General features: G+C 51.0%; 26 protein-coding genes. 6 read left to right on the forward strand and 20 right to left on the reverse strand.

The features are described 5' to 3' along the window. Positions 1–77: 77 nt before the first annotated feature. The 5 genes from LOK74_RS18855 to LOK74_RS18875 form a co-directional block, all read right to left on the reverse strand. On the reverse strand, positions 78–1061 hold the full coding sequence (locus LOK74_RS18855; protein WP_230043535.1) for an SLAP domain-containing protein: 984 nt from the start codon (positions 1059–1061) through the stop codon (positions 78–80). Between the two features lie 23 nt (positions 1062–1084). Beyond that, positions 1085–2032: an SLAP domain-containing protein gene (locus tag LOK74_RS18860; RefSeq protein ID WP_230043536.1), complete on the reverse strand. Its 948-nt coding sequence runs from the start codon at positions 2030–2032 to the stop codon at positions 1085–1087. Between the two features lie 70 nt (positions 2033–2102). Next, positions 2103–3092, reverse strand: a complete 990-nt coding sequence (locus LOK74_RS18865) for an accessory Sec system S-layer assembly protein (RefSeq protein WP_230043537.1) — start codon at positions 3090–3092, stop codon at positions 2103–2105. Between the two features lie 196 nt (positions 3093–3288). Next, positions 3289–3951, reverse strand: a complete 663-nt coding sequence (locus LOK74_RS18870; protein WP_230043538.1) for a hypothetical protein — start codon at positions 3949–3951, stop codon at positions 3289–3291. Positions 3952–4089: 138 nt separating this feature from the next. Continuing rightward, positions 4090–4614, reverse strand: coding sequence for a hypothetical protein (locus LOK74_RS18875; protein ID WP_230043539.1), 525 nt, complete (start codon positions 4612–4614; stop codon positions 4090–4092). 275 nt (positions 4615–4889) lie between these two features. Here LOK74_RS18875 and LOK74_RS18880 point away from each other — a divergent pair, with 275 nt between their 5' ends. The 3 genes from LOK74_RS18880 (at position 4890) to LOK74_RS18890 (ending at position 8226) form a co-directional block, all read left to right on the forward strand. Then, complete coding sequence (locus LOK74_RS18880) at positions 4890–7433, forward strand: S8 family serine peptidase (RefSeq protein WP_230043540.1); 2544 nt, start codon at positions 4890–4892, stop codon at positions 7431–7433. A gap of 33 nt (positions 7434–7466) precedes the next feature. Continuing rightward, the gene (locus tag LOK74_RS18885; protein WP_230043541.1) at positions 7467–7874 is read left to right on the forward strand and encodes a hypothetical protein; all 408 of its coding nucleotides are present in this window, start codon (positions 7467–7469) and stop codon (positions 7872–7874) included. 127 nt (positions 7875–8001) lie between these two features. Next, positions 8002–8226 (forward strand): hypothetical protein, encoded by a 225-nt coding sequence (locus LOK74_RS18890; protein ID WP_230043542.1) that lies wholly within the window; start codon positions 8002–8004, stop codon positions 8224–8226. A gap of 88 nt (positions 8227–8314) precedes the next feature. On the opposite strand, the gene LOK74_RS18895 is transcribed toward LOK74_RS18890, so the two are convergent. The 3 genes from LOK74_RS18895 to LOK74_RS18905 all read right to left on the reverse strand — a co-directional run bounded on the left by LOK74_RS18895 (position 8315) and on the right by LOK74_RS18905 (position 10220). Then, positions 8315–8680 (reverse strand): YolD-like family protein, encoded by a 366-nt coding sequence (locus tag LOK74_RS18895; RefSeq protein ID WP_230043543.1) that lies wholly within the window; start codon positions 8678–8680, stop codon positions 8315–8317. A gap of 173 nt (positions 8681–8853) precedes the next feature. Beyond that, positions 8854–9639: an enoyl-CoA hydratase/isomerase family protein gene (locus tag LOK74_RS18900; RefSeq protein WP_230043544.1), complete on the reverse strand. Its 786-nt coding sequence runs from the start codon at positions 9637–9639 to the stop codon at positions 8854–8856. 377 nt (positions 9640–10016) lie between these two features. Further along, positions 10017–10220, reverse strand: a complete 204-nt coding sequence (locus LOK74_RS18905) for a response regulator (protein WP_230043545.1) — start codon at positions 10218–10220, stop codon at positions 10017–10019. A 221-nt stretch (positions 10221–10441) separates the two neighbouring features. On the opposite strand from LOK74_RS18905, the gene LOK74_RS18910 reads away from it, so the two are divergent. Both LOK74_RS18910 and LOK74_RS18915 read left to right on the forward strand, forming a co-directional pair. Continuing rightward, on the forward strand, positions 10442–10651 hold the full coding sequence (locus tag LOK74_RS18910; RefSeq protein ID WP_230043546.1) for a transposase: 210 nt from the start codon (positions 10442–10444) through the stop codon (positions 10649–10651). Between the two features lie 89 nt (positions 10652–10740). Continuing rightward, positions 10741–11586: an IS3 family transposase gene (locus LOK74_RS18915; RefSeq protein WP_230043547.1), complete on the forward strand. Its 846-nt coding sequence runs from the start codon at positions 10741–10743 to the stop codon at positions 11584–11586. 1160 nt (positions 11587–12746) lie between these two features. Here the strand turns inward: LOK74_RS18915 and LOK74_RS18920 are convergent. From LOK74_RS18920 to LOK74_RS18970, 11 genes are all read right to left on the reverse strand, one after another. Continuing rightward, complete coding sequence (locus tag LOK74_RS18920) at positions 12747–13982, reverse strand: N-acetylmuramoyl-L-alanine amidase (RefSeq protein ID WP_230043548.1); 1236 nt, start codon at positions 13980–13982, stop codon at positions 12747–12749. Beyond that, on the reverse strand, positions 13979–14176 hold the full coding sequence (locus LOK74_RS18925; RefSeq protein WP_230043549.1) for a hypothetical protein: 198 nt from the start codon (positions 14174–14176) through the stop codon (positions 13979–13981). The genes LOK74_RS18920 and LOK74_RS18925 overlap by 4 nt, the downstream gene beginning before the upstream one ends. 1 nt (position 14177) lies before the next feature. Then, positions 14178–14393 (reverse strand): BhlA/UviB family holin-like peptide, encoded by a 216-nt coding sequence (locus LOK74_RS18930; RefSeq protein WP_230043550.1) that lies wholly within the window; start codon positions 14391–14393, stop codon positions 14178–14180. 50 nt (positions 14394–14443) lie between these two features. Further along, positions 14444–14629 (reverse strand): hypothetical protein, encoded by a 186-nt coding sequence (locus LOK74_RS18935; RefSeq protein ID WP_230043551.1) that lies wholly within the window; start codon positions 14627–14629, stop codon positions 14444–14446. Positions 14630–14705: 76 nt separating this feature from the next. After that, positions 14706–15272: a C40 family peptidase gene (locus tag LOK74_RS18940; RefSeq protein ID WP_230043552.1), complete on the reverse strand. Its 567-nt coding sequence runs from the start codon at positions 15270–15272 to the stop codon at positions 14706–14708. An 11-nt stretch (positions 15273–15283) separates the two neighbouring features. Then, the gene (locus LOK74_RS18945; RefSeq protein ID WP_230043553.1) at positions 15284–15736 is read right to left on the reverse strand and encodes a DUF4376 domain-containing protein; all 453 of its coding nucleotides are present in this window, start codon (positions 15734–15736) and stop codon (positions 15284–15286) included. 18 nt (positions 15737–15754) lie between these two features. Beyond that, positions 15755–17221: a glycoside hydrolase family 78 protein gene (locus LOK74_RS18950; protein WP_230043554.1), complete on the reverse strand. Its 1467-nt coding sequence runs from the start codon at positions 17219–17221 to the stop codon at positions 15755–15757. 1100 nt (positions 17222–18321) lie between these two features. Then, positions 18322–18717: a hypothetical protein gene (locus LOK74_RS18955; RefSeq protein ID WP_230043555.1), complete on the reverse strand. Its 396-nt coding sequence runs from the start codon at positions 18715–18717 to the stop codon at positions 18322–18324. Further along, on the reverse strand, positions 18714–19010 hold the full coding sequence (locus tag LOK74_RS18960) for a hypothetical protein (protein WP_230043556.1): 297 nt from the start codon (positions 19008–19010) through the stop codon (positions 18714–18716). Before LOK74_RS18960 ends, LOK74_RS18955 begins: the two co-directional genes overlap by 4 nt. Continuing rightward, positions 19010–19594, reverse strand: coding sequence for a putative phage tail protein (locus tag LOK74_RS18965; RefSeq protein WP_230043557.1), 585 nt, complete (start codon positions 19592–19594; stop codon positions 19010–19012). The genes LOK74_RS18960 and LOK74_RS18965 overlap by 1 nt, the downstream gene beginning before the upstream one ends. After that, the gene (locus LOK74_RS18970; protein WP_230043558.1) at positions 19591–20283 is read right to left on the reverse strand and encodes a baseplate J/gp47 family protein; all 693 of its coding nucleotides are present in this window, start codon (positions 20281–20283) and stop codon (positions 19591–19593) included. The genes LOK74_RS18965 and LOK74_RS18970 overlap by 4 nt, the downstream gene beginning before the upstream one ends. Positions 20284–20645: 362 nt before the next feature. Here LOK74_RS18970 and LOK74_RS24420 point away from each other — a divergent pair, with 362 nt between their 5' ends. After that, complete coding sequence (locus tag LOK74_RS24420) at positions 20646–20702, forward strand: putative holin-like toxin (protein ID WP_420908801.1); 57 nt, start codon at positions 20646–20648, stop codon at positions 20700–20702. Positions 20703–21172: 470 nt separating this feature from the next. Here the strand turns inward: LOK74_RS24420 and LOK74_RS18975 are convergent, their stop codons facing one another. After that, complete coding sequence (locus LOK74_RS18975; protein ID WP_230043559.1) at positions 21173–21904, reverse strand: hypothetical protein; 732 nt, start codon at positions 21902–21904, stop codon at positions 21173–21175. Between the last annotated feature and the right edge of the window lie 134 nt (positions 21905–22038).

Genomic DNA, 22038 nt, shown 5'->3' on the forward strand with positions numbered 1-22038 from the left:
TTTACCATAGAATGGACATGCAACGTTAGTAGAATCAAAAAACCCCCGCTCTCCACGGGGGCACACATACGAATGCTTTACTGAATCATTCCTCGCGAACGGCGCTTGGTTCTCAAGCTTTTCTTTGGCTCTGGGTCGGGGATATAAGCGGTACACTCGGCTGGATTTACTCCTGGTTTATTGATCGATTCAGCCGGTATGTCGAATCCCCAGATGAGACTGCTGTTGGGATCGACTCGCAGATTTTTCAATCCGAAACGAATCGTTGCAACCTCTGCTCCCTGCTGATCACGGATCTGGATCGGTACTTCTGTGAACTCCAGCCGCTTGTCAAGACCATTGCGGAACAGGACAACGACTTTCCAATTGCCCTCGTCAGCGGGGAGGATGTCGAGTGCATCCAGTTTCACTTCCCCAGGGACAACAGACATTTGCTGCTCAGCTGATCTCTCTTCATAATGAGCCAACGCTTTCGGGTCCATTGTATCTGTTGGTCCGACAGCTGTGGTAGTTTTTTTGCGCAGTGGAGCGTCAAATCGGAGAAAGAGCGGTTCTCCCTGTTCAGGTATCTGGCGAAACTCTTCCCAGCGGAACAAAAAGTCCGCTGCCCGACTCGTCCGATCACCAACCGTACCGAACTTCATCATGTCAAAGTTCTTCTTGGCCATGACCTCTCCTCTGGCATTGACGAGGGAAAGCGGCAGCTTATAAAAGGCGACATCCCGCTTGCCAGCATTGCGGATAAAGGTGAGGACAAGGTATCCCTGTGTGGTAGGTGCGGCGAAGAATGAAATAATCCCTACCTCATCACGCACCACAGGAGGCAATTCATCATGGACAAACTGCAGAAACTCGGCCTCATTCTCTTCCAGCTTCTTTTCCCAAGGCCCATGCAAGGCGAGGAACAGCTCTTGAGGAGGCACCCGGTTCGAAGATTGTTCCGGATTCTCCAGACCAGAAACTCCAAGATATACTTCCTTTTGTGCGTAATCTTTTATTTCTTCACGAACCTGTTCGAGGCTCTCTTTGCCGCCAAACCAGTTTTCCAACAACCAACTCATATGATAACCCTCCGATTATAGGTTTACGTAACTTTAACCTTCCATCTCCTCAGATCGGCGTCTGATTTTTTAACCGCTCCGGGCGGAATGACGACGATCCACGGCCGACTGGTGCCCGGCTTTACCTCTACGGTACTGGCATCAATTGTTCCGGAAGCAACGAGGTCACCCGCTTTATCCAAAATCTCCATATGGAACTTCTCTGGGTTGTAGGGAACCGACATTCCGTTGCGGAACAAGAGACCAACGATCAGCCGTCCATCTGCCGCTCTGGCAATATCAAATCCGGCCACATTCACTTCTCTAGGGGCCAACGGACGCAGCTTCTGTGCCAACATGTACAGACGCTCTTTTTGCGCTTCCGTCATACGCGCTTCCATCTGCGGGTCTAAGTCCAACTGCTTTGGCCAGACACGCTTTCGCTCGATAGCTACTTTCCACCGCTCAAAGCGAATGTTGTCCTTTAGAAAACTGCTGCGCGGGAACATCACTTCCCACGGACGACTGCTGTAGGGGGGAATCTGCTCCAACTGATTCAAATCAAATGAGTGACGGGCATAAATCTCATCGTCAAACATGATCAGCAAGGTCAGGTTTTTAAATTTGAGCGGATGCTTGGTCCCATTGCGGAAAAACATGGCCGCTGTCAAACCTTTTTCGCTGGGAATGAGACTAAACCCGGTCACACCAATGGTGCCGTCTTCCATCTCCGGCAGTTCCGCCTGCAAGAACCGGAGCGTATACTTTTTTTCCGAGTCAAGTGCCGCCTCCCATCCCGGATGCAGCGACAGTTCCGTGCGCACCGTCTTGACCGATTGATCCGCGGTGTCGCCTTCTGCTTCGGTCTGTCCTTCCGCATCTTCGACCCCGGCAGAGATGGTGGTGCCTTCCTGTATGTCTTGCTTTAACTCATCAAGTGAGCGTTGTTTATCTTCGCCTTTTTTCATCCAGTTTTTTAAAAACGAGAACATCGTATCCTCCTCATTGTGGTAGCGCCTTTAATCTTCATGATATAGATTTTGCCAATACAGGTCAATTTGCTTACGATTTGCTTGGGACGATTACTTTCCAACGAGATAAATCCGGTTCATCCTTGCATAGACTCTGCTGCGGGAAGATGAACAACCAAGGCTTGCTCGTCCCCGTCCGAACGGTGAGCCCTTGCAATTCAAAGATTCCCTCGGCCGCCTTGTCCCCCTGTGCATCCAACAATACGAGCGGCAGTTTCTCAAACGAAAGCGACTTCGGTGAACCATTGCGGAATAGCAGTAAGGCCCGCAGCGATTCATCATCGCCTCTGGTAAGCTGAACGGCCTGGACGTTCACCTCTCCCGGCTGCAGTGGAGGCAGCCGCTTGGCCAGCTGGATGAGGGATTGTTTCTGCCCCTCGCTGAGCGCCTTGATCCACGACTCTTCCAGCTCTAACTGCTGGGGCAGCACCAGTTTTTTCTGGGCCAGTTCAAAAGCCAGTTTCCAGTTAGAGAGCAGCACGTCCGTGATCAGGAAATGTTCCCGTAAAAACAGGAAGCTCCATGGACGTGCGTGGTTGGCTGGGATCTCCCCTACCGCCGACAAGTCAAACGTCTGACGGGCGAACAGCTTGTTATCGTCAAACAATAGTAGTAGATTCATATGATCAAATCGTATCGGCCGGGGCAGTCCATTGCGGATAAAAGCCGTCACTTCCACACCTTCGTCATGGGGAAAAATCTTGATCCCCGCCAAGGATACGTTGCCCCTCGATATCGGCGGAAGTTCGCTCGCCATAAACATGAGAGCATACTTTTGATTGGTATCAAGCTGCTGTTCCCACTCTGGGTGCAGGGAGAGCGGGGTCTCTACAGCAGTCCCTTCGGTCCCTTCGGGCTTCTGCTCTTCCCCCTGCTTCATCGGTTCCTCTGTCAACGCCGTTTCCCCTGTTTCGGCAAGATTGATTTGATCCGCCGACAACACCGACTCTTCTTTTATCTCCGTATCTCCTTCATCGGCGCTTGACCCTTTTTTTAACCAACTCTTCATAAATGAAAACATTGCATTACGCTCCCCATGATTCCAATTGGTATGGCCTGCTGCCACTGAACTCCACTATAACATAAGACGATTCATTTTCCAAAAAGCAAAAACAGCCTGCAGACGATGAGCAACAGACTGTTTTTTCCTTATTATATAGATCCACTCCATAGTCCATTGGTGCTCCAAGTGACGTGCACTCAGGTGCCTTGGTATCCTATATATCCTCCTCGCCGCCTCCCGCGACTTCCGAGGAATGAAGCAGGTGAAAGCTTTTTAGCATGGAACTGTATGCATCTTCTGACAGTTCACCCTCTACTACCCAAACATCATACGCGAGTGGCCTATGCAGAAAGTAAGTGTGGGACTCGAGGATGGTTGTTCCATCCGCTCCGTCTGACTGAGGGCGCTCCAAGACGTAACGAACCGCTTTTCCGTTACCATGTTCCATCGGTTGCGACCGCACCATCTTACTGTTTTTCGGCAAGATCAACGAGATATCCTGATGTTCGGAATAGAAGCTGTACACATTGATGCCGCCGATCATTCGGCCATCACGCATCAGATAAACAACGTCGCCTGGATCATGCTGTACCTCTAGACCATCAGGAATCTTCAGCCGGTATGTCGTCGTATGAATAGACTTCCCATCCGTTGCATTTGTTTGCTGCTGCGACTGCTTCACTTGTTGCTTCTCTTGTTGCTTCTCTTGTTGCTTCTCTTGCGTCGGGGGGGTATCATCCGCATTTCCAGCGGAAGCATGCAGGGTTGGCAGTGATCCATCCTCCAGCAACCCTTGTTTCTGCAAGTCACAGCCAGTCAACAGACTAATGCCCAACAGTACCGCGGCCCATGTAAGGACACTCATCCGCCTTGCCATCACCCATTACCCCCTTTTCCGCCTATCTCTCTACAATTCATGACGTATATGATATACATTTTGTTACAGGGAAAATGTGTTTTTTGAGAAATAACGTAATAGAATGGTCCTGTTTGCTTCTAGTTCAGGCTTCCTCGTTCATGGCTGCGGCTCGCTTGCGCCCTCCTGCTGCGGCTGCTCTACCTGAATGTCTCCATTCGAGTTCAGGACTACGTTAAACTCTGTAACCACTTCCGGTTCCGCTTGTGGATCAGCCAGCTGGTACTTCAGTACTTGAAACGTTCCATCCGCCGTCAGTTTCCCTTTGTATTCAATTCCTAGCAAATCGGACTGGTAAAAACTGAACTCGGCCAACTCGGTGTTCTGCAACTCTTGTACAACCAGTTGACCGTCACCAGAAAACATGGAGTCACGTAGTGCCTGAGAGGTCTCGTACTTCTCCTGAAGGTAAGTTTGCAGTTCCTGGGCGATTTCCGTTTGCGCCAGTTGTTTACCGGTCTCCACTACTTGTTTCCCCAACTCTACCGCCTCTTTGCCGGTCTCGATCACTTGTTTGCCAGCTTCCACTGCCTGCTGGGCATCTTGTACCGACTGGGTGAATTCGGCACATCCAGTTAGGACGAGAGGAAAACAGAGCATGATGATCGCCATCATATATCTCATCAGTCAATCTCTCCTTTGTGTGTAAAATGATTCTTCTCATGTATACGAATCAGAAGCAAAAAGGATTCAACAGCCGCCTGAACAAGCAACAAGATAGAGATTGTGTCCGGTATTTCAGGCCGGGAGGAACCTCCTGTGATTGCCTTGGTTTGTATTGGAATCTTTACTTGTTAACTGGAACTGTTCAGAAGTATATTTAAATGGGGAATTATTTGGCTTGTCCTTTTCTTTTTCATAATAAGACAGCATATTTACAAGTGAAAGGCGGTTTCTACTTGAAAAAGCTTGCCCGTATCGCAGTCATCAGTGCTTTAACGCTTCCATTGATCACCGGTGGTTTATTGACACCCGCGCATGCTGCTCCCAAGCACGACCGGGAGGGCCTCAAGATCGAGGCACGGCAGGAACTGTCTCTGAGATCAGCATCTCTGCCAAACGAGCTTCGTCAAATGGAATCCAGTAGCAAACTGGTGATAATCCAGTTTGCGGGACCCGTTCAGGAGGAGTGGAAAGAAGAAGTGGAAGACCTGGGCGTCGAGTTGGCCCACTACATACCCGACTTCGCCTTTATTGCCAGATTGGACGACAACAAGAGCAAGCGTGAGCTAAAGGAGCTATCCTTTGTAGAAGAGGTGCACCCTTTTAAACCATCTTACAAGTTGTCACCCAAGCTGCTCGATCATTTGGACGATTCGGATGAAGTAAAGGTTGCAGTCTTCGGCTTTGACAGGGAGGAAAACATCGCTCCCAAGATTCGCAAACTGGTGCCACAAGCGAGTGAGCTTGACCAGTCTGAATTAAAAAGTGTCTCCCAAATCACCGTCAGCGGCCAAGCATTGCAAGACTTGCTTCTCTCGGACGATGTGATCGCAATCGAGCCGGTGCCGGAGCGCAAATTGCGTAACGACATGGCCGCGAAGATTATCCATTCTGACAATTTAGCCAGCACAGGATATACCGGCGAAGGGCAGATTATTGGTGCAGCCGACACCGGATTGGACACGGGTGATCTCGACAACATCCACCCCGACTTTGTCGGACAAGTGCGCGCGCTCTACGGCGTTGGCCGTCCCGGTGATCCCAGCGATGGGGACGGACACGGAACACATGTAGCAGGTTCCATCGTGGGCAGCGGTGCCTATTCCAGCGGGCAGATTACAGGGATGGCTGTAGATGCCCAACTGGTGTTTCACTCCGTTGCAGATAAGGATGGCTATCTAACTGGATTAAACAATCTGCCAGAGATTCTAGATCAGGCTTATGATGCGGGAGCGCGCATCCACTCCGACTCATGGGGTACCGATGACATGGGGGCCTATGGCAGCGATTCCTATTTTATGGATACGTACCTTTGGGAAAACAAAGATATGACGATCCTGGTTGCTGCAGGCAACACCGGGCAAGAGGGATTCTATTCGATCGGCTCTCCAGCAACGGCGAAAAACGTGATTGCGGTTGGAGCGTCGGAAAGTGTACGTCCAAATGAGAGCTCGCAAGCGTACGGCGACAGCTCATACGCCGATGATGCGGATGATGTCGCTATATTTAGCAGCATGGGACCAACCCAAGACGAGCGGATCAAGCCGGACATCGTCGTACCGGGCAGCATGATTTTGTCGACACGTTCTGCTCTCGCCACCGATGATGGTTTTCACCTTCCATACAATGACCACTATGCATACCTGAGCGGCACTAGTATGGCCACCCCGATTCTGGCCGGCGGCGTAGCACAGGTTCGTCAGTTTCTGGAAGAAGAGGGACACAATAATCCGAGCAGTGCCCTGATCAAGACGATGCTGCTCACCGGCGCTGACGATCTGTCGCTGCCGCTTCCCCAACAAGGATATGGGCGGGCCAATCTGGTAAATGCGATCGAGACCGACTTCATCGATGAGTCTGATGCGCTGGAAACAGGTGACAGCAAGTCGTATACAATCGAAGTAAGCGAATCGGACAACCTGTTTGTGACCACACTGGCATGGACCGATTATCCCGGATCCGTCCTCGCTGACCGTCAGTTGGTTAACGACGTGAACCTTGTTGTAGTATCGCCAAGCGGTCAGGTGTACAACGGGAATGACTTTAACGGCTCACCCGGCGATGAGACGGACAATGTAAACAATGTGGAACAGACGTATATCGTCAATCCTGAGCCAGGTCTCTACACGGTAACGGTAAGCGGCTACAACATTCCGTGGGGACCTCAACCGTACGCGATCGCAACCAACGGCATGTTTACTGACGCTGTTGAAAAGACTGTCTCGGCATTGCAGCTCTCTGCATCTGAATTAACACTGACGACAGGTGATTCCATCCAACTGGATGCTGCCGCTATCTATTCTGACGGTTCGGAAGAGCTCATCAACGATTTGGGTGCGTGGATGTCTAGTAACGAGCAAGTGGCCACCGTAGCTGACGGGAAGGTAACTGCCGTAGGGAGCGGTACAACCGTCGTTACCGTAGAGTACGAAGGCAAAACGGCAACAGCATCTGTGGCAGTTGCCGATGCAGACAATTATCTGGAATGGCCGTCGCAAACCAACGTATCTGCGAGCAAAACCTGGACGATCCGCTTCAATGATGAAGTAGACCCGGACAGCGTGACGAACGAAACTGTGTATGTTGTAGATGAAACAGGACAAGTGCTCGATCAAACGGTGACAATCGGCGCGGACAACAAATCGATTATCGTAGAGGAACCAGCTGGGGGTTTCCTGAATGGACAGCGTTATGATCTCATCATCACCGATCGTGTTGTATCGCGCTCCGGCGAAAAGCTGAAGCAGTCCATTCGGATGACTTTTACGATCACACCGTAATAGAATAAAGAGACGATTGGAGGAAAACGCAAGATGAAACGAATGAAAAAGTGGGCACTCACATTGGCAGCCACGGCACTTTTGGGAAGTTTCTCTACCCCCGCTTGGGCAGCGCCTCAGCAAGGTTTCTACATCAATGGGGAGGTAGATCGCTATTACTCGATCACCTCGTTTGTTAAGAACTTTGAACAAGCTCTTGAAGAGATTACTGATGCCGGTTTTGGAGAAACGATCTACGTATCGGATGATGCAACCGGCGCAACCATCCTGGAGGTTGTCGATGAAGGCTCTTTATTTGACGCCCTTCACGAGCTGACCGCTGGCGACTTTGAAGCAAACGGATATACCGAGATTGATGAAAACGGAGATGAACTGGATCTCGTCTTTCCGGGAGCAGAATTGGGCGGCGGCGACGATTTCGATGTAATCGACATCGAGTAAACACAACAAGGATAGGATGTTTGTGAATACAAAACAAAGCTCCTGAGGTCTACCAAGGCCAACAGGAGCTTTGTTTTGTATTCCCCTCCCTAACCTGGACATACTAGCTGTAAAGGAGTGTGAAAAAGTGGACAACAAGTCAATATACTACCCTGTGTCATGGGATGATGCCGCTGATTACACTCAAGCTCTAGAAGGGATGGACATCCCCCATGCCGTTGAAGACCCTACGGATTTCCCGATGCTCCCCACTGGGCAGCTGGCAATCGTACTTCCCCATCTCTCTGTGCGCCAGTACACCAAAGTTCGGCAGCTGTTCAGAGGAGAAGGTGAGCATTATCCGGAACAGTAGCGCATCCTCTCGCTAAGTATACATGATAAAAATGTTTTGTCCTCAAATCGAAACCCCCGCCGCAGCAGGGGTAAGGAGTAGCTTAGTATTAGCCTTCTATTGAATTTTTCCAAATCGCTACAATTCGGTTCATATCGATCCACTCGGTTCCTTCATCGTTTACGATCTTGATCTGCTGGTTGGTGGCATCGATCCTCTTGATCCGCCCCCACACAGACTTGATTTCCCCGAGATCCGGTCGAATGGATACCGGTACCCAAGACCGTACGGTAACGGCATAATCTCGATGAACAGAATCGTATATGATTCGGTTAAACTTATTTACCTCGTCCTCCTCAATGATTGGCTGTGCAACCAACTCCTGCTCTTGGTTCATCTTCAGGTATCCCTCGTGCTGCTCAGGAAGTGAACGGCTCGCTTCAAACAGGCTGTCTTTCTTGCTGACTGACTTCAACAGTTTGACTCCTTTCCAGGCCATGCCTCATAGGTGGTTACTTGTGTTCGGTCCGGCAGGGTTCCATACTATATACATTTCCTGTTCGAGCCAATGCAAAACCTGGAATACTCTTGTGAGGGGCACATCTCTGACAAACCGTGGAAGGAGCAAGCCTCGGCTTACTCAATTAATTACCTTGCTTTAAATGCAGGTTTGGTCTTTTCCAAGAACGATTTCGTTCCTTCTCTAAAGTCCTCAGTAGAGGCAATCAGACCGAAGTAATCTGCACCGAGCTGCGCGGATTCTTCTAATGTTAGATTGCAGCCCCGGTGTAGAGCCTCCCATGTCATTTTTACCGCAATAGGAGCCTGAGCGAGAATCTCTCGGAGAAGCTGTTCTGATTCAGGCAATACCTGATCAGGCTCAACCACCCTGTTCACCAATCCGATCTGATGAGCTTCGGCAGCACTTATCACCTTTCCTGTGAGGAGAAGTTCGGCAGCGCGTCCCTTGCCGACAAGTCTCGGCAGCCTCGTTGTACCTCCAAATCCAGCAACAGCTCCAATGCGGACTTCCGGATGGCCCAATCTGGCATGATGGGCTGCCACACGAAGGACGCAGGCTTCAGCCAATTCCAGCCCGCCTCCCAACGCGTGGCCATTGATCGCAGCGACAACTACTTTGCCCAATGACTCGATTTTGCTCGTCACCGTCACCGCCAGTTGAGCCAATTCCCTCACTTCCAGAGGAGTGGCCCGGTTGAGAAACGCAATGTCCGCCCCCGCAGAAAATGCCTCTTCTCCTGCACCGATAAGGATCACTGCCTTTACGTGATCATTCTCTTTCACCCTATCCAAGATGGACGAAAGTTGTTGGAGAACCTCTCGGCTTAAAGCATTTCGTACATCCGGCCTATTCAGGGTAATCCTCGCAATTCCATCTTCCTCCGTGTAAAGTACAATATCCTTTTCCGACATCCTAGAACCCTCCAATCTGTTTCATGTATGGCTGAACCTCAGCGTTTCAACGTTAAGGAATGCCGTCGAAAAGCCATGATATGCGTGAGGTTTTCTTTCTATTACCATTCCATGCAACAAGATCTATTGTCAAGAATATTTTTACTATTCCCTGCTTCGTGATGGGTTCTTGGTACGGCTTGGTAAGGTGCGTGTTCTTACAACGTGTTCTTACAATAAGAAAGAAACGATCTTCTTCATGCACGAATGATAGGATCGTTGATGCCAATCAGCGAGAGGTTCAGCCCGATGGTAACTATAGGGTTCACCTCAAGGTGCTATATTTCCGATTCCTTTCCCGAAGGAAGGACGTCCGGTGAGAAAAGACCAATGCGAGGTTACTCTTGAGAACCGAAAACCGTATGAATCGTCTGTAAAATATCGCTCGACTGAAAAGGTTTGACGATGAACTCTTTGACCCCGATTTTCTGAGCCTCTTCCTTGAGGTGTGATTGTCCCATTGCTGTACAAATAAAAATGATTGCGTTTTCATCATGGCGTAAAATGTGTCGGGCGGCCTTCATACCGTCCATCTTCGGCATCGTCAGATCCAGTGTCCACAAAATCAGGTCCCAATCTGATAAACTCTGCTACTGCTTCCTCCCCATTCCTTGCCTCTCCAGCGATCGTTACGCCCGCTGTTTGTAAATATATTTCGTATGGCCAATCGCATGTACATGGAGTCATCGGCGTATACTGACCCCATAAGACCCCAGACAACATGTAAGTTATAATCAAGGAAGGGTCGAAAGGGGTCTTTGTTATGTCGAGAAGAAAATGGACAGCCGAAGAAAAAATGAATATCGTCCTGGAGGGAATGGCTCCTGGCGCAAACATCTCCGAGGTATGCCGCAACCACGGCATTGCCCAAACCCTTTATTATCGTTGGCGTGAAGCATTCCTCCAAGCGGGGCTTTCTGGCCTTTCCGCGGGTCCTTCTACCCGTGAGCAACAGTTGGAGAAAGAGCTTTAGGAGGCAAAGAAACTGCTGGGCGATCAAGCCATGCAGATCGAGATCCTCCGAAAAAAGACGAACTGGGGTCGGAAGTAGGAAGTCGTCAGTTGGTTCAGGCTCTCCATCGTGAAGGGCATCCGATCCCGCGCATTGCTTCTGCCCTTCAACTGAATCGAACGTATTGCTACGCTCTGCTCAAGCCCTTGCGGACACAAAAGCGCCAACGTCCTGATGAAGCCGAAATCAAAGCCGAGATACGCCAGTTGTGCACAGAGCACCCGACCAACGGCTATCGTCGCATCCGGGTGTGGATGAAGAAAAAATACCAGCGTGTCATCAATCATAAGCGTGTCTACCGGATCATGAAAGAACTGAATCTGTTGGTCGCCACCAAGGCATACGCCGCACGGCGTAAAAAAGAGAAAGGTAAGATCCCCGTCGAACGGTCCAACCAACATTTTCAAACAGATATGACCAAGGTGTGGTGCGGGAAAGACGGATGGGGATACCTTTTTGCTGTGATTGATGCCTATGATCGAGAGATTGTTGGCTACAGCTTTTCTCGCTTCTGCCGGACGGATGAACTGCTGCAAGCAGTGAACATGGCCATTGATTATCGGTTTCCAACGGGTGTCAAGGGGCAAGGGTTACGTATTCGCAGTGATAACGGTTGCCAGATGACCAGCAAACGCTATGTACAAGCTCTCAAGGATGCAGGGATCAAACAGGAACGAACGGGCTACAACAATCCCGATGCAGACGCTTACATCGAGAGATGGTTTCGTACGCTCAAAGAAGAAACGGTTTGGGTGCAAGAATACCTGTCTTTTTCCGAGGCGAAACAAGACATTGAGGAATACATCCGATTCTATAATGAGGAGCGTCCACACTCTGCTTTGCGGTACCAATCACCGACCGAGTTTCGGAAGTCGCAGATGGCTCATGCTGCATAACGATGCGTTTTCCGACCTATCCGAGACAGAGGATGATCTGCGATATGGGTCAAGTGCCTTCCTTGACGCATATCGCAGATCATCCTACGATTCAGGTGGTCGGAAAACGTTCTAACGTAAAACAGCAAAAATTTGTCTGGACTTTGGGGGGGCATTACGGTAATTGGTCATATCCATACAAGCATCGTTACTGAGAATAACATCCCCGCAACCGTTCCCTCTTGTGTGAACATGGGGCCACACTGTTTCTGCCGCCGGACTATAATCCCCGCCTACTGTGAAGATGTGTTCTCCGTCTGCGTTCGTCCTAGCTTTCGCCAGTAGGCCGCCTCAGTTGCCCCCACGCTCATGGCCCAACAAGTGAATTTTTTAACCCTCCCTGTATTACCAAACGCGGGATTGTGGTTTAAAGCCGAGGATCTCTTATTGAGAACTAATCAGACGTATTCGCTTTCTTTAAGAGCCGTACAATGCATTCAACAATCAATGCAACGGACATTGCAATGAGTAATAGTCTACTCCACGCCATCCATTGCGGTTCATTTTTTCAAGCGGTGCAATGTTTACTTCACCAAACACCGTGATGCAAAAAAACTTCTGTACTTACCCGAAACAAGCTAATCTACAGTTCACCTTCCTTTGTGTATTGGTCCGAACTGACGGTTACTAATACTCCAACTAATAACAAACAGATTAAGATTTCTGAAATGACGGAAGTTGGCTTCACTTAGAGAAGTAACAGCAAAAACAACATTCTATGTGAAAGTGCATAGGAATTGATTTGTGGAGTTACACCCTCTATCAAGATGCCAAAACTGACGGTGAAAAGATTACTTGGTATGCAGGGACCCCATATACTTCTCCGAGAATATTCTAAATGTCTGGAGACTAGACAGCGAAGCAATGGGGAATACAGAGTCCGAAGATGGAGAGGCAGTTGTCGCAACTACTAGTGCTAAGTTAAGTTGGGGAATAAGGGATGTCCTTAACATCCAAACAATGAACCTCAAAGGGTCTTTGGAAATCCAGGACAATAGAAGATATAAGTGTTATTGGAAGGAACTAAAATAAGCAACATTTACAACTATAATACCCTCCGGCGAGTATGCCGAAGGGTTCTGAATAATTATCTCGGTATCCTTGCAACATCCCGCAAAGCGTTAGCAGCATAACGTGCCGCATCCTGCACCCGCTTGTCGGCGCTTGTCGGCGCTAGCCGTCCAGAGCGCTCCCAGGACACCAATGACTTTCTCCGCAGCTTCTTTATCCACAGAGTTATCAACAGGAGGTGTGAATATCTTTGTCTGCTGCAGTCCCTCTAGGTAGTCCCGCACAATCGACTGCCCATAGTCTGCAGCCAGTGCCCACTTCCCGCCGAGAGATTCCACTGTCCGTGCCGTTCCCTCGATAGAAGAGAAGTGCCGAGGGTCTACGATCTCTCCGCTCACTTCCACGCCAGCATACAAGGCCAGATGCTGCAGATGAGCCAGCACACCGGTTTCATCATCGGGGAACTGAGCGTGTGCGTTCGGATCGCTGTTGCTGCCGCCCTGAGTGGTTTTCAGTCCACACCAGTTGTGGAACGAACGATCAACCACTCCGCCGAATCTGCCGAACGCCGTCTCCTTGGCCGCTTGCGCATACGCTACTTCTGGCCGGATGCCGATCTCCGCCCCAAGTCGCCAGTAGATTGGAGCTACGTCAATGAAGGCTTGAGCTGCCCCACGGTTCCGCGCCCACTCTTGCGCTTGTTCTACTGTGGATTGAGCCGATCCAGCTATGGACGTACCTGCAGGTTGACCCTCCGGCACGTATTCAACGCTAAAGTATTCGCATATCCCTGTAACGATCTCCTCGGCACATTCTTTTCGATATGCTTCGGACCGCAACAGCTCCGCCTCCTCCCGATTGTCCATGAATCCGCACTCTACGAGCACTGCTGTCATGGTAGTATGGCGCAGAACGTAGAAGTCGGCAGTCTTCACGCCTCGGTCAGGCAGATTGGTTCCCCGCAGCAGATGGCTGTGGATGATCTGTGCCGCTCGTTTTCCGTCCTCCACATCGGGGTAATGGTACGTCTCAATCCCCCGCGCTTTGTCCTGCCACTCGCCTGTGAAGGCATTCGTGTGGATGCTGATATACAGGTCTGCCGGCCGGTTGTACTTGTTTCGGATAGCATTGTTAGACAGCTCGGTACGAGTGCTCAGTGGTACGTCATCGTCACCAGGCGCCACCAGAAGCGTAAGAAAGCCGCACCGTTGAAGTGCGGCATCCAGGTAGGCAATAACGGCCCGGTTGAATTCGTTTTCTCTCATGACTGTTCCGTCGGAAAATGGAGGTGTTCTTTTTCCGGCAGTCTCCATTCCATGGCCATCATCTACTGCGATCAACTTCATCGTGCATCCTTCTCCTCTTTGAAGTTGTTGAGAAACGCTGCCACAACGGCGGCAGCCGCAGCTACACCGTTGGCAATCGCGTTGATTTGGTCTTCCGTGATGATGCTGTAGCCGAATGCCTCCAATGTCAGTTTGGCGGCACCCAACAGGCCGGTCACTAGAACAACTACGTTTCCTTGCTTCTTGCTCTTCATCTTACTTCCCCACCTTTTCTTTGACTTCTCGCAGCTCTGAGTTCACTTCGCGCAGTTCCGTAATCACCACGTCATACTTGTCACTGAACTTGTTGAGCAACTCCTGCAGGCGCATCTCTCGTTCTTTGCTCGTCTTCATGACATAAAATAGCAGCCATACAAAAAGGGCCGCGAACGGCCCCTGCTGCAGCAACGTATTCCATAGTGTCTGTTCCATGTGCTCGCTTCCCTCCTCCTCAAACAGAAAAAGGGAGCCATGCAGCTCCCCTATTTCCTTCGTTCCTTTTCCAGTTGTTCGATTCTCTGCTCCAGTTCCGTTACCTTTCTCTTCAATCCACAGCGATAGATTAGGTAGATCATCAGCACACCAGGTATCACAAAGACGATGAGTGTGACAATAAGCTGAAAAATCATCGTTCCCCACTCAAAACTGACCGCGCCTAAATCGAACACAACCTTGACCCTCCTTAAGCATTCCTATCCATTGATACGATATGGACAAGGACAAAGTTGCGCAATTGCTGTAGTTCTAGCTTGGAGTCTGATAGCAAACGAAACCGTGGCAGCTTCTCAAGAAAAACGTCTCTCTACTATGCTGAGAAAGGTATCGCCTACGATTCTCCCGATTTGCCACTCGCTCCAGCTTATCCGACCGGGCCAAATCTGCCGGCGTCACTTTCCCCAACGGCCTCAACGACAGGTCGATCCCGGCTGCTGCATACAGCTCATCGGCAAACTCTGAGCAGTTCATGCGGTCAGGAGTGTCGCGAATCGCCAGACCAGTCAGAAGATACAAGCCATTGGTGATTGACTGAATGAAATCATATGGCGTCCACAGCTTGGCCTGGATGAAGTCATCCATTGCTGCAGCCTGTGCTGGCGTGACCGGCTCCCGATACCGGTACACATCGATCATGTCCTGAGGATATGTCAGGTGCCGCACCTTCAACGGGGACCACCAGTTTGTTTCTGCCACGTGCCACTCATCCAGAACGACGGCAACATGAGAATAGGGCGAGTCCGTCACTTGGCGGTTGATCCGTCCGAGACACGTTCGCCCTTTCACGAAGATTAGGGCGTAGGGTTTCAGGTCCACGGTGATCCCACCTACCAGTTGATCGTATCCACTTCTTCTTTTGTTGTGGCATCCTGTGCCTGAGCTTTCAGTGTCCAGTATCGCTCCATTAGGCTACGCTTGTGCTGCTCGGCTTCGTTCGTCACGGCCAGAAACTGCTCGCGGGTATGCACCACAACACCGGCATCTTCGGTTTTCCATGACACTTCCGCAATGGATTGGTCAGCAACCAGAAGTAGCATCTGCTGCGTGAAGTTCATCTGATCCAGCTGATTGAATCGATAGAAATGCCCAGTTGTTTGAGATGTGAATCCGGAGAGAATATCCCGCTCGGCCATCCCGTCCAACTGGGCTATCTTGGCTTCTTTCCACTCTTCCAACGGCGCGTTGGTCTGCCTGATGGTTTGGTACCATTGATCGGCTGTCATCTTAGATCGTTCTTTTCGCCTTTGCTCTAGCAAGTCGGTTTGGGTGATTGCTCTCACGACTTTTCCTCCCCTCTATCAGTCGAACGAGAACCCGATTCCGTCAAACGAAATCTCGTTCCAAGAATCATTTGCCGTCACCGTCACGCGAAGGTCAATCGCCCAATCGGCTGCCGTCTTGGTCGCGTTGGCGAATTGGTGGTACTGCCGGGTCAGGAAGGCCGTCGTCGTCGCATCCTCCCAAGTTGGGGCAGCGTCATTCCCGTTGTTGCAGACTTCTACCAGAATTCCTGCCGGGATCGTGCCGTCCGCAGCCAAGCTATAGACAGCACTAAAAACTAGCCGCTGAGCTGCTACGCTGGTGACGATGGGGCTTTTGAGTTTGAACTGAAGTTTGTCCCCCACTCGGATGGATCGGGTCTCTGTCCATGCTCCCCGTGCCCCTGTAGTGGCGTCTATCGGAGCCATGCGCCAGTAGTAGGTCTGTCCCTCGGTCAAATCGACTTGCATCGTGCAGCGCACCTGCCCGCCTTCATACGTGCTGTCTACGCCTGCTGTGGTCAGCGGGGCAAAGGAACCACTCGGCGGGGCAACTTCCCAACCCGTGGCGTCTGTGCTGCTGATGAATTCTTGCAGGTTGATGGAGAAAGCATTGTCGTCCGCCAACTGCAACACGAAATGCTGGCCGTCATCCTCCACGTCGTCGCCGATCTGGGCCGTGAAGGCAGGGCGTACAGGTGTCCGTAGCGTGTCTACCGGGCTGATCGTCGTCAGGGCTGCCGGTGCGTGGTTCGTGATGAAGTATTGCGGGCTCGTCCACGCGCTCACCATGCCCGTGCTGTCTATGACCTGCACCTGCCAGTAGTATGTTTCCCCAGCCAAGAGAACACCGTCAGGCACGTCATGGAATGGGTCTGCGGACGCTACCACGCCGCTGTCATGGACGAGCGAATCGTCAGCGCCTTTGTACACCCGAGATTGGTACTTCTGCTGTGCGTGCCCCTCTGGATCGCTGTATGACCATTCAAGACGGGGAGCTGTACCGGCAGCCTGCGGGGTAGTGCTTGTACCCGTTGGATTGGTTGGAGTGGCTGTCGGTGCCTTCATCGTCTTGAAGTATTGAGCATCGCTCACTGGGCTGGCTGCGTCATCGTTGTCCCACACCTGCACCGTCCAGTAGTAGAGCGTGTCCGGCTCCAGTTTTCCTGCTGGTATGGTCGTGGATGTGCTGCCACTTGTCACTTTTCCGGTGTCATGCACCACGCTGTCTTCCGCCGCCTTTTTCACCACCACTTGGTAGGCGCTCTGTGAGTCGGTCGGGTCTTGGTCACTAAACGACCACGACAGTGTAGGTGTCAGTGTTGCCACTGATCCAGGGGCGCCGCTGGTTCCTGCGGGTGATAAGTTCGATGGCGGGTCTGGTGGATCGTTGACGGTCCAGGTACCCATGAACTTGACGGCAGATGCTTCGTTGTCCCGATAGATGAACAAAGGCTCGCTGAAATCTAGCAAAAACGTGCTGTCAAATAGTGTTGACGGGTGCATAGCATTGTCTATTGTGTTGTTAGTGATTATTGAAACAGCGCCCCAACCTGTATCGTTATATTTTACTTTTTTAATCTGGTAGAAGGTCGCTGAAACAGATGTCTCGATTCCCCCGAAGACTATCGTTGGGTTTCCGTTAGGATCGGCAGTGATTGATGGTTGATTTCCGTTGTCAGAACCCGTTGTAAGCTTCTGTACCGGGGACCACGATTCACCCAAGTCGTCAGAATAAGACACTTTCAATTGAACTCTAGGGGTGTCCGTTCCATCCGTGCCATGCCACGCAACCCAAATGCGGCCATTTGCTAATCCGTTCACATTTTGCGGTACATATATAGCGCATGGGGAGGATTGATTATAATAGTCACCGTACTCGGTATAGCTGCTAAAAACAAACCCGTCCCGATAACCACCACTCCAACCGTTACTGTACTTGGCGTAACTTATTGCGATTGGAAAGGATGCGCTAGGTGATGCCTCTTCGTAAACGATTACTGGATTTCCATCAGGCAGTAGAACTACACAGGGACTCGTCATGTTGTGTCCTGTTGTATTAATAGTGGTCACCTGCTCTACCGTACCCCACGTCACCGACCCGTCTTCCGCGATTGTCCCTTTGCAATAGGCGATATTATTAGAGTTTACGGAACCAGACATAACAGCAGACCAAGCAGCATGAATCGTATTATCTGCATGATTGACTGTCGGTGTCGGGGTAAAGTCGGAGCCAGAGGAAGAGTAGGCATAAAAAATATAAGGATCGATTAATTGGGAATCTACTGTAACAGTAGTTGCATCAAACCCGTAAAAATGTCCTTGAGTATCTCTTCCCACTAACAAATAAACCCTTGTGCCGAGGTTTACTATAGCAATGTTACTGGTAGAATAGTTGGCATTATACGCATAGCACAAACTACTCCACGTATTTCCGTCCTCGGACTTATAAAAATTATAGCGCTTATTGGTACTGTCGAAAGCAACTACAATAACCCACCCATTTGATAATCGCACCAACTTCCGCCCGCCGTTGCCGTATGTGTGGTATGGTTGCGCTACAACCGTTGACTGTACGTCATATGTCGGCATACTCTCCCTCCTTTCTAAGGCAGATAGACTTTCTCGTTCGTAACATCAAAAGACCCGTGTATCATCTCTATATCATTCAATGTTTGGAACGTCTCAACAAAAATGTTGGCCGTGACACCGTTGAGCGTGGCTCCCTTCAACGTCTCAAACTCGATGGACAGGTCGATGAAGTTCACCTGCAAGTCGTGGACTTGTTGCAGCGTCGCCTCTTCCAACCCTTCTGTCCTACTCTCCAGCTCGTTAATCTTATCCACCATCGGATTCAGCGTCGCTTTGTTAATCGGCGTTCCAGGCCGCTCCACTTGCCCAGTGAACACAATGTCCACCGTACCATCTCCCCGGTCCGTAATCCGATACCGGTTCTCCTCCCCTATCCGTACCTGTTCATCTTCAAAATGCGGCAGCATCATGGTGTGCCTCCCTTCCACGTCATCTCCACTCGTATCTCCAGCGTCATGTCCCGTTCGGGCTTCACGATGTCCACGGGATCGTCCCACACCACCTGTCCCGTCTCGTCTTTCACAATCCGCCGGGTAATCCGGCCAACCTCAGCAGCCGGGATGTTGATAAAAACCCGCACCTGGGCGCCATCTTGCACCTTGGTGAGGGTCATGGGTTTTATCACACCGTCAATCTTAACCTCCGCCGATACAAACAGGGACGCCAAAAGATCGGCGTGTCTACCCAGCGCGTACTCGGTCATCATAGCCTCCACCTTCCTCCACAAGAGAATGTCCCGCAGATCGGAAACCGGTTGATGTAGACCCGAACAGCGTCAGACGTCAGGGAAAACCGCACTTCTCCGCCTTTAAACAGGTTCGGGATGAACCGGTGCGGCACCCGTTTCCGCTTCTCGATGGCCCTGATCCACTCCTCCAGGTCGCGCAGCGTGGTCAAGGGTACCGAGATCACAAACGCCCCGGTGTCGACGTTCTCCATCACTTCGACATGGCCCTGCCCTTCCGGTGTCAGGAACACATGCGTAATCTCCGTCGCAAGCGCGGGCGTGAACGGATTCCGTTGCCGGTACTTGGCCATGATGCGGGCTCGCCGCGTGTCATATGTGTCCCCCGGTTTGGGCTGCACCTGAAAGAGGTACTCCCAATAGGCCAGTCCCCAGGTGGCCGTAGCGAGGATCATCTGCCGGGCCACATCCAGATCGTTTTCCCGCTGCTCATCCATCTCCGCGCCCGCGGCGTGCAGGTGATAGAGCGCCACCCGATTCTCCCGCCAATAAGGGGGTAACTGCGGTCGGTTCCTTTCGGGTATCAGCTTCACATCGCTCATAACAATGTCACCTCCACGCTGGCCGCTACCGGAATGGACCCGAACGGGATGGTGACATTATCGGTGCTTCCGTTGATCAGCACGTTTCGGTAATCCACGACCCCCTGCACCTTAAACAGCCGGTGGACTTCCGAGTACAGCACCCGCTCGCGCTGCGTCCGGATGTATTCACGGATGCCCGCTTCGATTTGCGGGGCCACCTGATCCAACGTTGTCCCTGCCGCAAGTTCAACCTGACCGGTGATGCTCAGATTGATGGCAGTGGCGGCAGACACGATCACCTGGTCATTCATGTGGTGCTTGTCTGGACGGTTCACATGCTCTTGCACCGCCGTCACCAGATCGGCTGACGCAGGAGCACCAGTAGCGTCCGTAATCGCAATGCGGACCGTATTCGGCGGCTCGCCCCACACGAAAACTTCGCCAACATTCGCTACCTCTTTGGTCCAGCGGGTGTAATCGTACTCGGCTCCGCTGCCTTCCTCCTCGACCGCCTTGGCGATAAGCCGGTCACGGTAGGATTCGTCGTTTTCCCCCTCGTTACGCTTTAGTCCAAGCAGGACACCGTGTGCATCCAGGAATTCACCGTCCGCCCAAGAGAGAAATCCCTGTAAGAAATGGTACTCCCGCAATTGCTGCTGTTCACTGATCTCTTCAGCCAGGGGGTATTCCAAGTCGTACGGTTCCATCTTTCCATATTGTTCCCATCGCTTAGCGGCATTGTACGGAAGCGCAAGTTGACATCACACCCAAACAGACGGGGAACAGCCAACAAAAAAACCACCCGGTTCGTCCGAGTGGTTGATAGGCTTGGGTGACCCTTAGCTGCTGGTCCTTGACCCTATTATAACGGAATGACGGCCCTGCCCAGGTTGAATGTCCAGAATGTAAACCCTTGTCTGGACTGTCAACACAAGTGCCGCTCCGCCTCATTTCGTGGTATAATTTTCCCCAGTACAATAGAATCGGCTCCTCAAGGGTGGTCGGCTCACCTTCTATCCCCTAACGGGAGGGGGTGAGAGCCATGACAGTATACGAAGCACTCAGTCTCATGCTGGCATTTGGCATGCTAGTCGTAGCTATACTGTCCTTCCACAAAAAGAAGTAGATCACCCTTGAGTTAGGACCTCAGTGATCTACTTCCCCAGAAATGAGCCGCCCCTTGTGGGGAACCTCTATTGTACAGACCGTAGGTGTTCGCAGCACCTGCGGTCTTTTTAGCATATGCTTGTACAAGCTATTTTAACACAACCTCTTGGCAAATGCCACCTAACCTGCTTTACACAGTAAAGGTATCCTTGCCCCTCAGTATGCCCAACCTTTCGATTTTATGGCATATTCTCCGTGTTCAATCATGCGGTAGACACAAAAAAACGGATTCACCCCTTCGTTCACTTTCCAAACCGGAATCCGCCATCTAAATGGGCTCCCGTACATATAGTAGAAGGGTAAATCAATCAACGAAAGGAGAGGATATCGTGGGCCGATCAAAAAAACCAGCTGCCTCAGGAGCCCAGCCATCGAGCCAGAACAAGAGATCTTTAACCGAAATCGCAAAATCCCAAAGCAAACCGTCCCTCACGACGATTTCTCACAAACAATCACAAAGTCAGAAGAAGTAGTGTTTAGCTCATGCTTAGCATGCTCCAGCATGAGATCACTGTTGAAGACGTTTATGACAATCCCCGCTTTGATATCGACAAAAACCTTTTCAGGCTCTGGACGATATTTGGCAACCACCTGTGTCCAGAGCCTGATGCCGTCTAAGACCAGCACTCGTTCCGGCTCAAATGGTCGGGAGACATGAATGATGGAACCAATCTGTTTTTCTTCAGGCTTATCCAGTTTGCTGATTTCCACGACCTGCGGCTCCTGCGTGGAAAAGATCTCGTCCCACACCGTCGATCGACTCGATAAATCAGCAAGGCCTCGCCGGTAACGCACCTTGTTGATCAGCTTTTCCAGACGGGATGCCAAAAACGTACTCCACACTACACATAGTCCAAAACTGACCCATGCGCTAACCGCCACAAAGAGCAGGAGGTAACGGATGTCGCCCGTGGCCTGCATCAGCTCATCTGCCGTCCAAACACGTTTGACAGCAAGCAGCGGAACGTACTCACCCATCAACGACCAGAGGTTGAGCAGGCAAAGGGAAGCAAAACTGATCGGGAGCCACAGCAGCGCTGAGATTCCCGCCACTTCTGATGTGGTATGTTTCACCGGGGGAGTGAGCCCAAACACTTGCAGCCAGAAGTATGCCATCAGACCGGGTAACAAAAACACGAACGTACCCAAGAAATAGTTCAATTCCTTTCCCCCTTGATCAACTCGATGAGCCCGATGAAAAACCTTCATTGAGAAGTCTATGTCTCTGCCTCTTGGGGGATGTCTCCTACTTCTCATAAATTAACGACTTCACCAGTAACAGCTAGGTATTCTAA

Source organism: Brevibacillus humidisoli, assembly GCF_020923435.1.
GTDB lineage: Bacteria > Bacillota > Bacilli > Brevibacillales > Brevibacillaceae > Brevibacillus_E > Brevibacillus_E humidisoli.

What these genes read in the sequence shown, in the direction of transcription:
- LOK74_RS18955 (WP_230043555.1), bottom strand. Translation starts at nt 18,717, where the DNA reads ATGATGCTGCCGCATTTTGAAGATGAACAGGTACGGATAGGGGAGGAG.
- LOK74_RS18920 (WP_230043548.1), bottom strand. Translation starts at nt 13,982, where the DNA reads ATGAAGTTGATCGCAGTAGATGATGGCCATGGAATGGAGACTGCCGGA.
- LOK74_RS18925 (WP_230043549.1), bottom strand. Translation starts at nt 14,176, where the DNA reads ATGAAGAGCAAGAAGCAAGGAAACGTAGTTGTTCTAGTGACCGGCCTG.
- LOK74_RS18965 (WP_230043557.1), bottom strand. Translation starts at nt 19,594, where the DNA reads ATGAGCGATGTGAAGCTGATACCCGAAAGGAACCGACCGCAGTTACCC.
- LOK74_RS18970 (WP_230043558.1), bottom strand. Translation starts at nt 20,283, where the DNA reads ATGGAACCGTACGACTTGGAATACCCCCTGGCTGAAGAGATCAGTGAA.
- LOK74_RS18930 (WP_230043550.1), bottom strand. Translation starts at nt 14,393, where the DNA reads ATGGAACAGACACTATGGAATACGTTGCTGCAGCAGGGGCCGTTCGCG.
- LOK74_RS18870 (WP_230043538.1), bottom strand. Translation starts at nt 3,951, where the DNA reads ATGGCAAGGCGGATGAGTGTCCTTACATGGGCCGCGGTACTGTTGGGC.
- LOK74_RS18860 (WP_230043536.1), bottom strand. Translation starts at nt 2,032, where the DNA reads ATGTTCTCGTTTTTAAAAAACTGGATGAAAAAAGGCGAAGATAAACAA.
- LOK74_RS18910 (WP_230043546.1), top strand. Translation starts at nt 10,442, where the DNA reads ATGTCGAGAAGAAAATGGACAGCCGAAGAAAAAATGAATATCGTCCTG.
- LOK74_RS18900 (WP_230043544.1), bottom strand. Translation starts at nt 9,639, where the DNA reads ATGTCGGAAAAGGATATTGTACTTTACACGGAGGAAGATGGAATTGCG.
- LOK74_RS18905 (WP_230043545.1), bottom strand. Translation starts at nt 10,220, where the DNA reads ATGCCGAAGATGGACGGTATGAAGGCCGCCCGACACATTTTACGCCAT.
- LOK74_RS18885 (WP_230043541.1), top strand. Translation starts at nt 7,467, where the DNA reads ATGAAACGAATGAAAAAGTGGGCACTCACATTGGCAGCCACGGCACTT.
- LOK74_RS18865 (WP_230043537.1), bottom strand. Translation starts at nt 3,092, where the DNA reads ATGTTTTCATTTATGAAGAGTTGGTTAAAAAAAGGGTCAAGCGCCGAT.
- LOK74_RS18960 (WP_230043556.1), bottom strand. Translation starts at nt 19,010, where the DNA reads ATGACCGAGTACGCGCTGGGTAGACACGCCGATCTTTTGGCGTCCCTG.
- LOK74_RS18855 (WP_230043535.1), bottom strand. Translation starts at nt 1,061, where the DNA reads ATGAGTTGGTTGTTGGAAAACTGGTTTGGCGGCAAAGAGAGCCTCGAA.
- LOK74_RS18950 (WP_230043554.1), bottom strand. Translation starts at nt 17,221, where the DNA reads ATGCACCCGTCAACACTATTTGACAGCACGTTTTTGCTAGATTTCAGC.
- LOK74_RS18875 (WP_230043539.1), bottom strand. Translation starts at nt 4,614, where the DNA reads ATGAGATATATGATGGCGATCATCATGCTCTGTTTTCCTCTCGTCCTA.